Consider the following 14,074-nt stretch of genomic DNA (forward strand, 5'->3'; position numbering starts at 1 on the left):
TCCAGCTCAGCGCCCGGCCCGCCCGCTCGTAGTGCCGCGCCAGCTCGGCGTCGATCCGCGCGGCCCGGTCCTCGGTGAGCGTGACGGCCGGATCCTGCCAGGGCCGCGCGCCGAGCATCCGGTGCCGCAGGCCGGCCGGCGGGTGGGTGGCGAACAGCGAGGTGTCCTCCCCAGCAGCGCCACTCGCGCCGGTCCGTCCAGGGCGCCCCACAACGGCAGCCCGAGGCCGAGCACGCGCCGCCGGCGCAGCCCGACCGCTGTCGCGTACGCGTTGATGTCGCCGTCGACGCCGATCACGTGCGGCATCGCCGCGCCCACCGCGGAGGCCACCTCGCGAACCAGGGCGTGCAGCTCCGGCGCCTCCTGCTCGGTGAGCACCTCCAGGTCCCTGTCGATCCGGCCGAAGCGCGGGCGCAGCGCCACCGCCAGCGCGATCAGCGCCACGCCGCCGACCACGGCGAGGTTCGGGAAGGGGTACGCGAACAGCAGCCACACGCCGGCCACCGCCAGCCCGGCCACACCGAGCAGGAGCAGCACCGAGATGCCGGTGACGAGGAGGCCGGTGAGCCCCGGCCCGGCCGACTGAAGCGACCGGCCGGCCAGGGCGGCGTACTGCTGACGGGTGAGCCGCGCGGCGAGCCGGTGGGTCCGCCGGTCGATACACGACCAGCCGAACTCGGGCGCCTGGCGGCGCGCGTCGTAGGTGTCGAGGTTCCAGTCGCATCCGGCGCACCAGGGCAACGCCCCGTCCAGCGACACCGGCGTCGCGCCGCATCGCGGACAGGCCCCCGTGCCCGTCGTCATGGTGATCACGAGCGCCGATCCTGTCCGGTTCGCACCACTGCCGGTACCGGCCGTTCGGAGGAGAACGGGCCTGCCCGGGTCTTCCGCGGTTCCCCACCGCAACCGTCCCGACCAGGTCTAATGTGGAGAAGCGTGACTATTTGGGCCGTTCCGGTGGCGGACGGGCGGTTACCAGTGCACAGTGATCGCATGAGCGACGACGGAAGTGGTGGGCACTACTACTGGTGCACGCGACACCACCGGGTCGAGACCGATGCCGACGTGTGTCCCGCACGGCACGTTCTCGGACCGTACGCCTCAGCCGCCGACGCGGACAACGCCCTGCAGACGGTGCGGGAGCGGAACGACGCGTGGGACGCCGAGGACGCCCGTTGGGCCGGGGAGGGCCGCTAGACGGCGCGGGAGGGCCCGCGTCGAGGTGATCCGTGCTTCCGCGAGGGCGGGAGCACGTCCCCAGGAAAGGGAACCGAGATGGCCGAAGCACAGCAGGCCACCCGCCCGGCCGCGAAACGGACGACCGCGAAGAGAACCACCGCGGGCAGGTCGACGACGGTCACCAAGGCGTCGCCGAACGCCTCGGGCGCCGGCGCCGGACGGACGCCGGCGAAGAAGGCGGTGGCGAAGAAGGCGGCCGCCAAGAAGGTCGTGTCGGCGGTCCGCAGGGCCCCGGCCACGAAGGCCACCACCAGGACGACAGCCAAGACCACAGCGAAGAAGGCCGGCACCCGGACGGCGCCGGCCGGCCGGGCCGCCGCCAAGAGCGCGCCCGCCAAGAAGGCCACCGCGAAGAAGACGACGGCGAAGAAGACGACGACGGCGGCGAAGAAGACCACGGCCGCCCGCAAGAGCACGGCGGCGAAGTCGACGGCCACCGCGCGCAAGAGCACCACCGCGAAGAAGGCCCCGGCCCGCAAGACGACGACCGCGAAGAAGACGGCGGCGGCGACGAAGACGACCGGAGCGCGGAAGGTCACCGCGGCGGCGAAGAAGACCACCGCCGCCAAGAAGACCACAGCGGCGAAGAAGGCCCCGGCGAAGAAGGCCACCGCCTCGACCCGTCCCACGGCCCGCAAGACGGCGGCGAAGAAGGCGCCCGCGCGCAAGACCACCACCGCGCGCAAGACCACCACCGCGGCGAAGAAGACCACAGCGGCCAAGAAGGCGCCCGCCCGCAAGACCACCGCCGCCAAGAGCACCGCCCGGAAGGCGCCGGCCCGCCGCGCCTGACCCCCGCCGCCCTCCCGTGCGGCGCCGGGCGAACACGGCGCTCGCCCCGGAGGGCGGGACGAGCGGGGCGCTGTCAGGATTGACCACGTGGTGATCCGACGCGTACTGGCGCCCCGCATCGACTTCGGCGCGCTGCGCCGCGAGCTGGGACTGCCCGAGAGCTTCCCGGCCGCGGCGCAGCGCGAGGCCGACGTGGCCGCCGCCGCGCCGCCACCGGCCGTCGCCGACCGGACCGACGTCCCGTTCGTCACCGTCGACCCGGCGACCTCGCGCGACCTCGACCAGGCCATGCACCTCGCCCGCCGTCCCGGTGGCGGCTACCGCGTCCGGTACGCGATAGCGGACGTCCTGACCCACGTACGCCTCGGCGGTGACCTGGAGGCCGAGACGTGGCGCCGGGGACAGACGGTCTACCTGCCCGACGGCAACGTGCCGCTGCACCCGCACACGCTCAGCGAGGGAGCGGCCAGCCTGCTGCCCGACGCCGACCGGGCCGCGGTGCTGTGGACCGTCGACCTCGACGCCGACGGCGCCACCGTCGCGGTCACGCTGGAGCGGGCTCTCGTGCGCAGCCGGGCCAAGCTCGACTACGGCGGCGTGCAGCGCGACGCCGACGCCGGCCGGCTGCCCGAGCCGATCGCCCTGCTGCCCGAGATCGGGGCGCTGCTCACCGCCCGTGGCCTGAGCCGGGGCGCGATCAACCTGCCGCTGCCGGAGCAGGACGTCGAACCCGACGGCGACGGGTGGCGGCTGGTGCTGCGTGGGCCCGGCCCGATGGAGGAGCACAACGCCCAGATCTCGCTGCTGACCGGGATGGCCGCGGCCGACATCATGCTGGCCGGCGGCATCGGGCTGCTGCGGACCATGCCGCGCCCCCGCCCGGAGGCGGTGCAGCGGCTGCGGACGGCCGCCGGCCCGCTGGGTGTGCCCTGGCCGGACGGCACACCCGTGGGTCAGGTGCTCGACGGGCTGGACACCTCCCAGCCCCGGGTGGCCGCCTTCGTCGACCAGGCCGCCGAGCTGATGCGCGGCGCGGCGTACACCGCCTTCGACGGCGAGGTGCCCGAGCAGCCCGAGCACGGCGGGGTGGCCGCCGCGTACGCGCACGTCACGGCGCCGCTGCGGCGGCTGGCCGACCGGTACGCCACCGAGGTCTGCCTGGCGCTGCACGAGGGCCGGGAGGTGCCCGAGCAGGTCCGGGCCGCGCTGCCGAAGCTGCCCGAGGTGATGGCCACCACCGACCGGACCGCGGGCGCGGCCAGCCGGGGCGCCGTGGAACTGGCCGAGGCGGTGCTGCTCGCGCACCGGGTGGGGGAGACGTTCGAGGCGGCGGTGCTCGACGTGGACGAACCGCGCCCGGCGGGCAACGGCCGGCCCGGCCGCCCACCCGGCGGCACGATCGCGCTGGACGAGCCGCCGGTCCGCGCCCGCTGCACCGGAGAGCTGCCGCTGGGCGAGCGCGTCCGGGTACGGCTGACCGTCGCCGACCCGGCCCAGCGCCGGGTCGCCTTCGAACGGGCCTGACCAGCGCGGCCATTGTCACAGCATCGGGATGCACCGCAGGCGGCCCCGCTTTGCGAGGATGAGCCCATGGCTTACGACGCGACCACGCTGCCCGACGTCTCCGGGCTGACCGTCGGCATTATCGGTGGCACCGGCGACCAGGGACGAGGTCTCGCCTACCGGTTCGCCCGCGCCGGGCAGACCGTGCTGATCGGCTCCCGCACCGCAGAGCGGGCCAGTCAGGCCGCCGCCGAGATCGCCGCCCTGCCCGGCGTACCGGAGGGTGCCGTCGTCTCCGGCGGCGACAACGAGGACGTGGCCCGGCGCAGCGACGTGGTGATCGTGGCGGTGCCGTGGGACGGGCACGCGGCCACCGTCGCCGCGCTCGCCGCCCCGCTGGCCGGCAAGATCGTGGTGGACTGCGTCAACCCGCTCGGCTTCGACAAGCAGGGCCCGTACGCGCTCGACGTGCCAGAGGGCAGCGCGGTGCAGCAGGCCGCCGGGCTGCTGCCCGAGTCCCGGGTCTGTGCCGCGTTCAACCACGTCAGCGCGCCGCTGCTGGCCGACCCGCAGATCGACCGGATCGACCTCGACGTGCTGATCTGCACCGAGGACCGTGAGGTGGCCGGCGTGGTCGCCGCGCTGGCCGCGCGGATCCCCGGCATGCGGGGCATCTACGCCGGACGGCTGCGCAACGCTCACCAGATCGAGGCGTTCACCGCCAACCTGATCGCGATCAACAAGCGCTACAAGGCGCACGCCGGCATCCGCGTCACCGACCTCTGAAACGCCGCGCACCGCCCGCGCCGCGCACCGCCCGCGCCGCGCACCGCCCGCGCCGCGCACCGCCCGCGCCGCGCGCCGTCGCGCGGGCGCGGGCGGTGCGCTCGGCGCGGCGCGGCGGCGGCGCGTGTTAATAAGGGGCCCCTCCTCTACGCCAGGCGTTAAGAAGGGGCCCTTCCTTACACCTCAGAAGGTGTGTTCGGCGGCGGGGAACTCGCCGCCGCGTACCTCGTCGGCGAACCGGCGGGTGGCGTCGGTCAGCGCGCCCGCCAGGTCGGCGTAGCGCTTCACGAAGCGGGGCGCCCGGCCGGTCCGCAAGCCGGCCATGTCCTGCCAGACCAGCACCTGACCGTCGGTGTCCGGGCCGGCGCCGATGCCGACTGTGGGGATGCTCAGCTCGGCGGTGACCCGCTTGGCCACCTCACCCGGCACCATCTCCAGCACCACCGCGAACGCGCCCGCCTCGGCCACCGCCCGCGCGTCGGCGAGGACCTCCTCGGCCGCCTCGCCCCGGCCCTGCACCCGGTAGCCGCCGAGCGTGTGCTCGCTCTGCGGGGTGAAGCCGATGTGCGCCATCACCGGGATGCCGGCGCCGGTGATCGCCTCGATCTGGGCGGCGCAGCGCCGCCCGCCCTCCAGCTTCACCGCGTGGCAGCCGCCCTCCTTCATGAACCGCACCGCGGTGCGCAGCGCCTGCGCCGGGCCCTCCTCGTACGAGCCGAACGGCAGGTCGCCGACGACCAGCGACTGCTTCGTGGCCCGTACCACGGCACGGACCAGCGGCAGCAACTCCTCGGCGGTCACCGGCAGCGTGGTCTCGTAGCCGAAGACGTTGTTCGCCGCCGAGTCGCCGACCAGCAGCACCGGGATGCCCGCCTGGTCGAAGATCGAGGCGGTGTACTGGTCGTACGAGGTGAGCATCGCCCAGCGCTCGCCGCGCTCCTTGGCGGCGATCAGGTCGCGGGTGCGTACCCGCCGGGTGGCCGGCCCGCCGTAGAGGGCTGTCACCTCGGCCGGGGTGGACTCCACCATGACAATCTCCTTCCTCGAGGCCGCGCACGCGGTCCCCGGGTTCCCCGCGATCGTCGCACCGGGCGACGGCCCGCGGGCAGATCGGAGTGGAGGATGTCACTCCCCGGCCGGGGAGCGGTCAGCCGTCCTCGCGCCACCGGTTGGTGATCGGCAGCCGCCGGTCCCGCCCGAACGCCTTCATGGAGATCTTGGTGCCGGGCGCGGACTGCCGCCGCTTGTACTCGGCGGTATCCACCATCCGCAGCACCTTGTCCACCACGGCCGGGTCGTGGCCGGACTCGACCAGGCCGTCGCGGCCCAGATCGCCGTCGACGTAGCCGATCAGGATCGGGTCGAGCACGTCGTAGTCGGGCAGCGTGTCGCTGTCGAGCTGGCCGGGGCTCAGCTCGGCCGAGGGCGGCTTGCCGATCGAGTTCTCCGGGATCGGCGGCGTCTGCCCGCGCCGTACCGCGTCGGCGTTGCGCCACTTCGCCAGCCGCCACACCAGCGTCTTCCAGACGTCCTTGACCGGGTTGTAGCCGCCCACCGAGTCGCCGTAGAGCGTCGAGTAGCCCACCGCCAGCTCGCTCTTGTTGCCGGTGGTGAGCACCAGGTGGCCCTCCTGGTTCGACAACGCCATCAGGATCACGCCGCGTACCCGGGCCTGGAGGTTCTCCACCGCCACTCCGGACAGCGACATGTTCGCCAGGAACGTGTCGACCATCGGCTGGATCGGCTCCACCCGGTAGTCCAGGCCGGTCCGCTTCGCCAGGTCCTCGGCGTCGGTGCGGGAGTGCTCGGAGGAGTGCTGGCTGGGCATCGAGACGCCGACGACGCGCTCCGGGCCGACCGCGTCGACAGCGATCGCCGCCGCCACCGCCGAGTCGATGCCGCCGGACAGGCCGAGCACCACCGAGGGGAAGCGGTTCTTGTCGATGTAGTCGCGCAGGCCCAGCACCAGCGCGTGCCACACCTCGGCCTCGTCGGCGACCGGCTCGATGATGCCGCCGTCGGCCGCCGGCCCGGCGGGTGCGGGCGGGATCGCCGGGACCTCGTGGCGGACCACGCGCATCCCGCCGGCCGGCTCACCGGTCTCGCCCGGCGCGTCCGCCGCCGCCGGCAGTTCCAGGTCGTGCACCACCAGGTGCTCGACGAACTGCGGCGCCCGGGTCAGCAGCGTGCCGTCCGCGGCGACGATCATCGAGTCGCCGTCGTAGACCAGCTCGTCCTGGCCGCCGACCATGTTCACGTACGCGATCGTGGCCCCGGCCTCGGCGGCGCGCCGGCGCACCAGCGGCAGCCGCACGTCGTCCTTGTTCAGCTCGTACGGTGAGCCGTTGATGCTCAGCACCAGCCCGACGCCGGCCTGCCGGGCCACCGCGAACGGCCCGCCGGCCTGCCACAGGTCCTCGCAGATGGTCAGCGCCACGTCCACCCCGCCGACGCGCACCACGGTGAGCGTGTCACCGGGCACGAAGTAGCGGTCCTCGTCGAACACGCCGTAGTTGGGCAGGTGGTGCTTGAAGTAGGTGGCGACGACCTCGCCCCGGTGCAGCAGCGCCGCCGCGTTGCGGGCGCCCCGGCCCGGCTCGGCGTCGGAGCTGACCTGCGGCGGGCCGTCGGCGTCCAGGTAGCCGACCAGGACCGGCAGGTCACCGTGGCCGTCGGCGGCGAGGTCGGCGGCGAGCCGGTGCAGCGCGGCCCGGGACGCGGCCACGAACGAGCGGCGGAAGACCAGGTCCTCGACCGGGTAGCCGGTCAGCATCAGCTCGGGGAACAGGACGAGCTGGGCGCCGGAGCCGGCCGCCTGGCGGGTCCACTCGCGGACCAGGCCGGCGTTGCCGGTGAGGTCGCCTACCGTCGGGTTGACCTGGCACAGGGCGAGACGCAGGGTGGGCATGTCCTCATCTTCCCCCAGCCGTCCCGGCCGAATCCGACCGGTTGGGGCAGACAGGCGCGCCGGCCCGCGCGTCCCAGCGCGGCGGACACGGCGGGACGGCCGGCCGGGGAGGGCGTAACGTCGGCGTAACGAGCCCGGTGGAGACTGGGCGGTCAGGCCGAGCCGGCCCCGGCGCCGGCGCGGACGTACGTGTAACGAGGGGTGGAAGTGGACCGTCAGCAGGAGTTCGTCCTCCGTACGCTGGAAGAGCGGGACATCCGTTTCGTCCGGCTGTGGTTCACCGATGTGCTCGGCACGCTCAAGAGCGTCTCGGTGGCCCCCGCGGAACTGGAGGCGGCCTTCGACGAGGGCATCGGTTTCGACGGCTCCGCGATCGAGGGCTTCGCCCGGGTCTTCGAGTCGGACATGGTCGCCATGCCGGACCCGACGACGTTCCAGGTCTTCCCGTTCGAGGGTGGCGTCAGCGGCGAGAGCGCCCGGATGTTCTGCGACATCTCGCTGCCCGACGGCAGCCCGTCCTGGGCCGACCCGAGGCACGTGCTGCGCCGCATGCTCTCCCGGGCCGCGGACAAGGGCTTCACGTTCTACACCCACCCCGAGATCGAGTTCTTCCTGCTGGAGAACGGCCCGCAGGACGGCTCGGTGCCGGTCCCGGTGGACACCGGCGGCTACTTCGAGCACACCACGCACGCCGTGGCGCGGGACTTCCGCCGCCAGGCGGTGCTGGCGCTGGAGCGGATCGGCATCTCGGTGGAGTACAGCCACCACGAGGTCGCCCCCGGCCAGCAGGAGATCGACCTGCGCTACGCCGACGCGCTCACCACCGCCGACAACATCATGACCTTCCGGCACGTGGTGAAGGAGGTCGCGCTCTCCACCGGCGTGCAGGCCAGCTTCATGCCGAAGCCGTTCACCGACCAGCCCGGCAACGGCATGCACACCCACCTGTCGCTGTTCGAGGGGGAGCGCAACGCGTTCCACGACGCCGGTGACCCGATGAAGCTGTCGAAGGTCGCCAAGTCGTTCATCGCCGGGCTGCTCACCCACGCGCGGGAGTACACCGCGGTGACGAACCAGTGGGTCAACTCGTACAAGCGGCTGTTCCCGCAGGCGCTGCCGGACCGGATCACCGAGAGCCCCGCGTACGTCTGCTGGGGTCACCTGAACCGGTCCGCGCTGGTGCGGGTGCCCGCGTACGGCAAGCCGAACTCGGCCCGGGTCGAGGTCCGCTCGCTGGACTCGGCGACCAACCCCTACCTGGCGTTCGCGGTGATGCTCGGCGCCGGCCTCAAGGGCATCGAGGAGGGGTACGAGCTGCCGCCGGGCGCCGAGGACGACGTCTGGTCGCTGAGCAGCGCGGAGCGCCGCGCCATGGGTTACGAGGCGCTGCCGGAGAACCTGGCCGAGGCGATCGACGTGATGGCCGGCTCCGAGCTGGTCGCCGAGGTGCTCGGCGAGCACGTCTTCGACTTCTTCCTGCGCAACAAGCGGGCCGAGTGGGAGCAGTACCGCCGCGAGGTCACCCCGTACGAGCGGCAGCGCTACCTGTCTCTCTAGATCACCTGGCGCGGTGCCGCTATCGTCTGCGGCACCGCGTCGGCACCTCGCCGGACGGGTGAGCCGGGGAGGCGTTGGTGCTGGGAGACCTGCTCGACGGGGCGTGGCAGAGCATCGTGTTCGGGATCGTCGGGGTGGCGCTGATGGCCGCCGGGTTCCTGCTCGTGGATCTGCTCACCCCGGGCAAGCTGCGGGAGCTGATCTGGGTACGCCGCAACGGCAACGCCGCGCTGCTGCTCGCCGCGAACCAGCTCGGCATCGCCGGCATCGTCTTCACCGCCGTGCTGACCAGCTACAGCTCATTCGCCAAGGGGCTCGCCTCCACTGTGGTCTTCGGGCTGGTCGGGCTGCTGGTGATGGCGCTGGCCTTCCTGGTGCTGGACCTGCTCACCCCGGGCCGGCTGGGCGACGTCATCGCCGCCGAGGAGCCGCACCCGGCCGCCAGGGTCAGCGCCGCCACCCACTTCGGCGCCGCGCTGATCGTCTGCGCCTGCATCGCCTGAGTGGTGTCGTACCCCGGGGTTAGTTTCCGGGGGTGAACCGCACCGACCGCCTCTACGCCCTGGTCGAGGAGCTGCGGGCGGTGTCGCCGCGCCCGCGCAGCGCGAGCTGGCTGGCCCGCCGCTTCGAGGTCAGCACCCGCACCGTCGAGCGGGACATCTCCGCGTTGCAGGGCGCGGGTGTGCCGATCTGGGCCGAGCCGGGCCGCGCCGGCGGCTACGTGGTCGACCGGGCGCGCACTCTCCCGCCGGTCAACCTGACGGCGGCCGAGGCGGTGGCGATGGCCGTCGCGCTGCACCGGCTCGGCGGCTCCCCGTTCGCCGCGGCGGCCGGCGCCGCGCTGCGCAAGCTGGTCGCGGTGATGCCGCCGGCCGCGGTGGCCGAGGCGCACCGGCTCGCCGGGCGGGTGCACCTGGTCGGCGACGGGCCGGGCACGCCCGTCCCGGCCGTCGTCGCCGACGCGGTCGCCGCCGGGCGGGTGCTGCGCCTGCGGTACGCCGACCGCGGCGGCGCCGATTCGGTACGCGACGTGGAGCCGCTGGCCTACCTGGGCAACTCGGTGCACTGGTACCTGGTCGCCTGGTGCCGGCTGCGCGACGGTGTGCGCTGCTTCCGCACCGACCGGATCCGCTCGGTGCGCCCGCTCGCCGAGCCGGTGACCCGGGAGTGGCGTCCCGGCGACCTCGACGTGCCGGTCGACCGGGTGCGCCCGCTCACGCTGGTCTGATTCGGGTGGAAACACCGACAGGACGCTGTCGCGAGCCGGTACGAGGCTGATTCCTGACGACGTCGGCTGACCGCCGGCGCGAACCTCAGGAGGAAGCATGTCCAGCACGCCCGTGACCTGGTTCGAGATCAGCTCCGACCGCCCGGACGAGGCGCAGCGGTTCTACGCCGACCTGTTCGGCTGGAGTTTCGAGGAGCAGGGCGGCCCGGCCGGGTCGTACCGGCAGACGGCGGCCGGCGGTGAGCGGGGGATCGGCGGCGCGATCCGGGGCACCGACACCGGCAACTACACGATCTTCTACGCCGAGGTGGCGGACGTCGCGGAGACCTGCCGCCGGGCCGAGGCGACCGGTGGCGTCGTGGTGACGGCGCCGGTGACCACGCCGGCCGGTCTGGTGCGGGCTCTGTTGCGCGACCCGTCGGGCAATCTGCTCGGCGTCTTCACCCCGCCGGCCGGCGGCTGACCCCGGTCCGGGTCGGCCGGTGACACCGTAGTGGTCCGTCCGAACGCGACGGCGTCGGTAGTGCGGGGCCACGTCGGTCCGGGCGGTCGCGACGGCGGCCGCCCGGACCGTCCATCGTGCTGGCCGACCGCCGTGAGGCATCGGCGGGCAAGAGACCGGTCGATGTCGGGTCCGGCGATCACCGGAGAGGATCTTGGATGTGCCCCCTACCTCGGGTTATGTTCAAGATCCTCCGAGTCGGACGGCCGACAACCGGCCCGTCCGGCTCGCACAGTCAGGAGAAGCGTATGACCAACGACGGCCACCCCTCTTCCCCCGCCACGGACATCACCGGATCCACTGTGAACCGACGCCGCATGCTGACTATCGCTCTCGGTGGCGCCGCCACCGTGGCCCTGCCCGCGCCGGCCTGGGCGGCCGACGACAAGCGCCCCGGATCCAGCCGGAAGCCGGCGCTCACGTCGGACGATCGCAAGATCATCGCTCAGGTTTCGGCCGAGCGGGCGCTGGCGCACCTGCGTGTGCTCAGCGAGGAGATCGGACCGCGTATCGGCGGGACCGCCTCGGAGCGGCGTGCCGCCGACTACATCGCCAAGCAGCTCGACCGCCTCGGCTACCAGGTCCGGCTGGAGCCGTTCGCGGTGGCGGACAAGTTCCTCGCTCAGCTCGCCTCGCCGGCCGGGCTGCCCACCGACCTGAACTGGCAGGCCGGCGCCTCCCCGCAGGCCGCGCTGGACACCACCGTCCAGGGTGACGTGGTGGACGTGGGCGCGGGCGCTCCCGAGAACTACCCGGCGAGCGTGGCCGGCCAGATCGTGCTCGTCGACTACGTGGCGGCGCGGCGCGAGCAGCTGGTCGCCACCGCGCTGGAGCGCGGCGCGGCCGCCGTGGTGTTGCTCGCCGCCGACGGGGTGCCGCCCCGGCGCAGCGGCACGTTCTCACCGACCCTGCCGGGCTCGGCCGGTGCCCCGGTGCCGATCCCGGTGGTCGGCGTCGCCCAGGCGCAGAAGGAGCGGCTGCGTGCCCTGCTCGCCACCGGGCGACTCACGCTCACCGTCTCCACTGCCGCGCACCGCAACCTGACATCCCACAACGTCATCGCGGAGCGGGTCGGGCGGTCCGGCGCGAACGGGCCGGTCGTCATGGTCAGCGCCCACTACGACACGGTCGTCGGCGCCCCCGGTGCCAACGACGACGGTTCCGGCACGGTGCTCTGCCTCGAACTGGCCCGGGTGATGAAGGCGATCCCCGTCGACGCCACCCTGCGGTTCGCGCTGTGGGGCTCGGAGGAGCAGGGCCTGCTCGGCTCGCGTCACCACGTACGGCAGCTCCCGCAGGCCGAGCGGGACCGCATCCTGGCGGTGTACCAGAACGACATGGTCGCCACGAGCTGGGACCCGGCCACCCTCTACTGGCTGCTGTCCTTCACCGGCCAGTCCAACCGGGCCACCGACGAGGTGGCCGCCGCCGGTGTACGCCTCGGCTACGACCCGCGGATGTCGCCGGTGACGCAGCGCGGCTCCAGCGACCACCAGTCCTTCCAGGAGGTCGGCATCGCCAGCGCCAACTTCTCCTGGCGGGGTGAGACGAGCCCGGCACTGCTGGAGCCGCCGTACCACACCCCGGAGGACACCATCGCCAAGAACATCAGCCTCGAGCGACTCCAGGTCTCCCTCGAACTGATCGGCTGCGCCGCGTACGCGACCGCTCGCTGACCCACTGCCGTACCCGTGTCGCCGGCCGCGGTGTCACGGGTACGGCGCGACAGGCGCCGCACCGGGGAGCCCCGGTGCGGCGCCTCTGTCCCGCCCGCCTGGTGTCAGGCGGTGGCCTCGCCGGCGCCGGTCACGAGGAGATCTGGCCGGCGGGAAACGGCGTGGCCGTGCGGTCACTTGCCGTCCGGGCCGCCCTTGCCGTGCCCGCCGCGCTCGCCGTACGGGCCGCCCTTGCCGTCGTGGCCGGGGCCGCCCGGGAACACGCCCGCCTCGGCGGCCTTGAGCACCGCGTCGGCCTGCTCCTGGGTCAGCTTGCCGTCGGTGACGGCCTGGTCCAGCCGCTCCTTCAGCGCGGCCTGCCGGTCCTCGGTCGAGGGCCGCTCCGGCCGCTCCGGGCGGTCGCCCTGCCGCTGCTCGTGCAGCTTCTCCAGCGCCGCGGTGACCTTGTCGGCCGGGACGCCCAGCTCCTTGGCGAGCGCCTCGGCGAACTCGGCCTGCCGGTCGGCGTGCTTCTGGCGGCGCTCGTCACCCTGGTCGGTGCTGCTGGCGCTCGAAGACGGGTTCGGGTTCTTGTCGTCGGCGAGCGCCACCGTCGGGGCGGCGATCCCGACGCCGAGCACTCCGGCGGCGGCCAGGCCGACCAGCAGGCGCTTCTTCGACATCGTGCGGATCATGCGATTCTCCTGTCGGTGGTGGTGCGATGACGTCACCGACAGTGATCCCCGGAACTGAGGGCAACCCGTGGCGAACCTGTCAGCGGGCTGGCAATCCCGCCCGGATGGTCCGGATTATTCGTGTTGCCGGGTGAGGGAGCGCCCGGAAGGCTGGGCCAAACCCGACGAAAGGCCACTCGATGACACAGCCTGCCATCCGTGAGATCCCGCTCACCGGGCCGGGCTCCGGCCCGTACTCGATCACGGTCGGGTCCGACGGCGCGCTCTGGCTGACGCTGGCCGGCTCCGGCGGCGTCGCCCGGCTCGGTCTCGACGGTGAGGTACGGGCCTACCGCGACGACCCGGCGGGCAGCCGCCCGCTGATCATCGTCGGCGGCCCCGACGGCGCGCTCTGGTACACCCGCTCGGGCGACGACCGGCTCGGCCGGATCACCGTCGACGGCGAGACCGCCTCGGTGGCGCTGCCGCCCGGCTGCGGCCCGTGCGGGCTGGCGGTGGGCCCGGACGGCGCGCTCTGGTACGCCGGCATGAACGACGACACGGTCGGCCGGGTGAGCGTCGACGGGGAGGTCACGTCCTTCCCGCTGCCGGTCGAGAAGGGCTTCCCGTCGATGCTCACGGCCGGGCCGGACGACGCGCTCTGGCTCACGCTCAACCAGGCGAACGCGATCGCCCGGATCGACCTGGACGGGTCGGTGACGCTGCATCCGCTGCCCACCGAGGCGGCCGGGCCGGTCGGCATCACCCGGGGTGGCGACGGCGCGCTCTGGTTCGTCGAGATCGCCGCCGGGCAGGTCGGGCGGATCACGCCGGACGGGCGGATCGACGAGTTCCCGCTGCCGGACCGCGCGGCGCGCCCGCACGCGATCGTCGCGGACCCGGCCGGTGGCTGCTGGCTCACCGAGTGGGGCGCCAACCGCATCGCCCACATCGACCCCGACGGCCACCACACCGCCCACGCCCTGCCCACCCCCGCGTCCGAACCCCACGGCCTGACGCTCACCCCCGACGGCACGGTCTGGGCGGCCTTGGAGATCGGCGCCGTCGCCCACCTCACCCCGCCCGCGCCGCGTGTGCCGCGTTGATCATGAGGTTGGCGGCAGTTGTGGATCGGCGGTTTCTAGGCTTCAGTGCAACTGATCTTGGTTGGGCTGGGGGTGCGGGTGGCTAGGCCGGGTGTGTTGACGTTCGGGCATCGGCAGGTGTTGG

Annotated in this window: 14 protein-coding genes; 10 read left to right on the forward strand and 4 right to left on the reverse strand. The window is 73.5% G+C overall.

The genetic code is table 11. The features are described 5' to 3' along the window. Positions 1-6: 6 nt before the first annotated feature. Positions 7-804: a M48 family metallopeptidase gene (locus AMK25_RS31105; RefSeq protein WP_143194829.1), complete on the reverse strand. Its 798-nt coding sequence runs from the start codon at positions 802-804 to the stop codon at positions 7-9. 189 nt (positions 805-993) lie between these two features. Here AMK25_RS31105 and AMK25_RS31110 point away from each other — a divergent pair, with 189 nt between their 5' ends. From AMK25_RS31110 to npdG, 4 genes are all read left to right on the forward strand, one after another. After that, positions 994-1,197 carry a hypothetical protein gene (locus AMK25_RS31110; RefSeq protein WP_018787041.1) on the forward strand — a complete coding sequence of 68 codons (204 nt, stop codon included), beginning with the start codon at positions 994-996 and terminating at the stop codon, positions 1,195-1,197. A gap of 78 nt (positions 1,198-1,275) precedes the next feature. Next, positions 1,276-2,031: a histone gene (locus tag AMK25_RS31115; RefSeq protein ID WP_073831920.1), complete on the forward strand. Its 756-nt coding sequence runs from the start codon at positions 1,276-1,278 to the stop codon at positions 2,029-2,031. Between the two features lie 87 nt (positions 2,032-2,118). Next, on the forward strand, positions 2,119-3,555 hold the full coding sequence (locus tag AMK25_RS31120; RefSeq protein WP_073831921.1) for an RNB domain-containing ribonuclease: 1,437 nt from the start codon (positions 2,119-2,121) through the stop codon (positions 3,553-3,555). Positions 3,556-3,621: 66 nt separating this feature from the next. Then, entirely contained in the window at positions 3,622-4,320 is a 699-nt protein-coding gene (npdG, locus tag AMK25_RS31125; protein WP_073831922.1) for an NADPH-dependent F420 reductase, read from the forward strand. A 183-nt stretch (positions 4,321-4,503) separates the two neighbouring features. On the opposite strand, the gene panB is transcribed toward npdG, so the two are convergent. Together panB and AMK25_RS31135 are read right to left on the reverse strand one after the other, a co-directional pair. Next, positions 4,504-5,349: a 3-methyl-2-oxobutanoate hydroxymethyltransferase gene (gene panB, locus AMK25_RS31130; RefSeq protein WP_073831923.1), complete on the reverse strand. Its 846-nt coding sequence runs from the start codon at positions 5,347-5,349 to the stop codon at positions 4,504-4,506. Between the two features lie 118 nt (positions 5,350-5,467). Beyond that, a complete protein-coding gene (locus AMK25_RS31135; protein WP_073831924.1) occupies positions 5,468-7,228 on the reverse strand; it encodes an NAD+ synthase in 1,761 nt (586 codons plus the stop codon). Between the two features lie 207 nt (positions 7,229-7,435). Between AMK25_RS31135 and glnA the strand changes: the two genes are divergently transcribed. The 5 genes from glnA to AMK25_RS31160 all read left to right on the forward strand — a co-directional run bounded on the left by glnA (position 7,436) and on the right by AMK25_RS31160 (position 12,191). Continuing rightward, positions 7,436-8,785 (forward strand): type I glutamate--ammonia ligase, encoded by a 1,350-nt coding sequence (gene glnA / locus AMK25_RS31140; RefSeq protein ID WP_073831925.1) that lies wholly within the window; start codon positions 7,436-7,438, stop codon positions 8,783-8,785. 77 nt (positions 8,786-8,862) lie between these two features. Continuing rightward, positions 8,863-9,288, forward strand: a complete 426-nt coding sequence (locus AMK25_RS31145) for a DUF350 domain-containing protein (protein ID WP_073831926.1) — start codon at positions 8,863-8,865, stop codon at positions 9,286-9,288. 32 nt (positions 9,289-9,320) lie between these two features. Next, positions 9,321-10,013 (forward strand): helix-turn-helix transcriptional regulator, encoded by a 693-nt coding sequence (locus AMK25_RS31150; protein WP_073831927.1) that lies wholly within the window; start codon positions 9,321-9,323, stop codon positions 10,011-10,013. A 97-nt stretch (positions 10,014-10,110) separates the two neighbouring features. Then, on the forward strand, positions 10,111-10,476 hold the full coding sequence (locus AMK25_RS31155; protein WP_073831928.1) for a VOC family protein: 366 nt from the start codon (positions 10,111-10,113) through the stop codon (positions 10,474-10,476). A 356-nt stretch (positions 10,477-10,832) separates the two neighbouring features. Then, positions 10,833-12,191 carry a M28 family peptidase gene (locus AMK25_RS31160; protein ID WP_241826574.1) on the forward strand — a complete coding sequence of 453 codons (1,359 nt, stop codon included), beginning with the start codon at positions 10,833-10,835 and terminating at the stop codon, positions 12,189-12,191. A 173-nt stretch (positions 12,192-12,364) separates the two neighbouring features. Here AMK25_RS31160 and AMK25_RS31165 read toward each other — a convergent pair whose 3' ends face one another. After that, on the reverse strand, positions 12,365-12,865 hold the full coding sequence (locus tag AMK25_RS31165) for a hypothetical protein (RefSeq protein WP_073831930.1): 501 nt from the start codon (positions 12,863-12,865) through the stop codon (positions 12,365-12,367). A gap of 179 nt (positions 12,866-13,044) precedes the next feature. Here AMK25_RS31165 and AMK25_RS31170 point away from each other — a divergent pair, with 179 nt between their 5' ends. Beyond that, the gene (locus AMK25_RS31170) at positions 13,045-13,950 is read left to right on the forward strand and encodes a Vgb family protein (RefSeq protein ID WP_073831931.1); all 906 of its coding nucleotides are present in this window, start codon (positions 13,045-13,047) and stop codon (positions 13,948-13,950) included. Positions 13,951-14,074: the final 124 nt, after the last annotated feature.

The organism is Micromonospora sp. TSRI0369 (assembly GCF_001905625.1).
Lineage (GTDB): Bacteria > Actinomycetota > Actinomycetes > Mycobacteriales > Micromonosporaceae > Micromonospora > Micromonospora echinospora_A.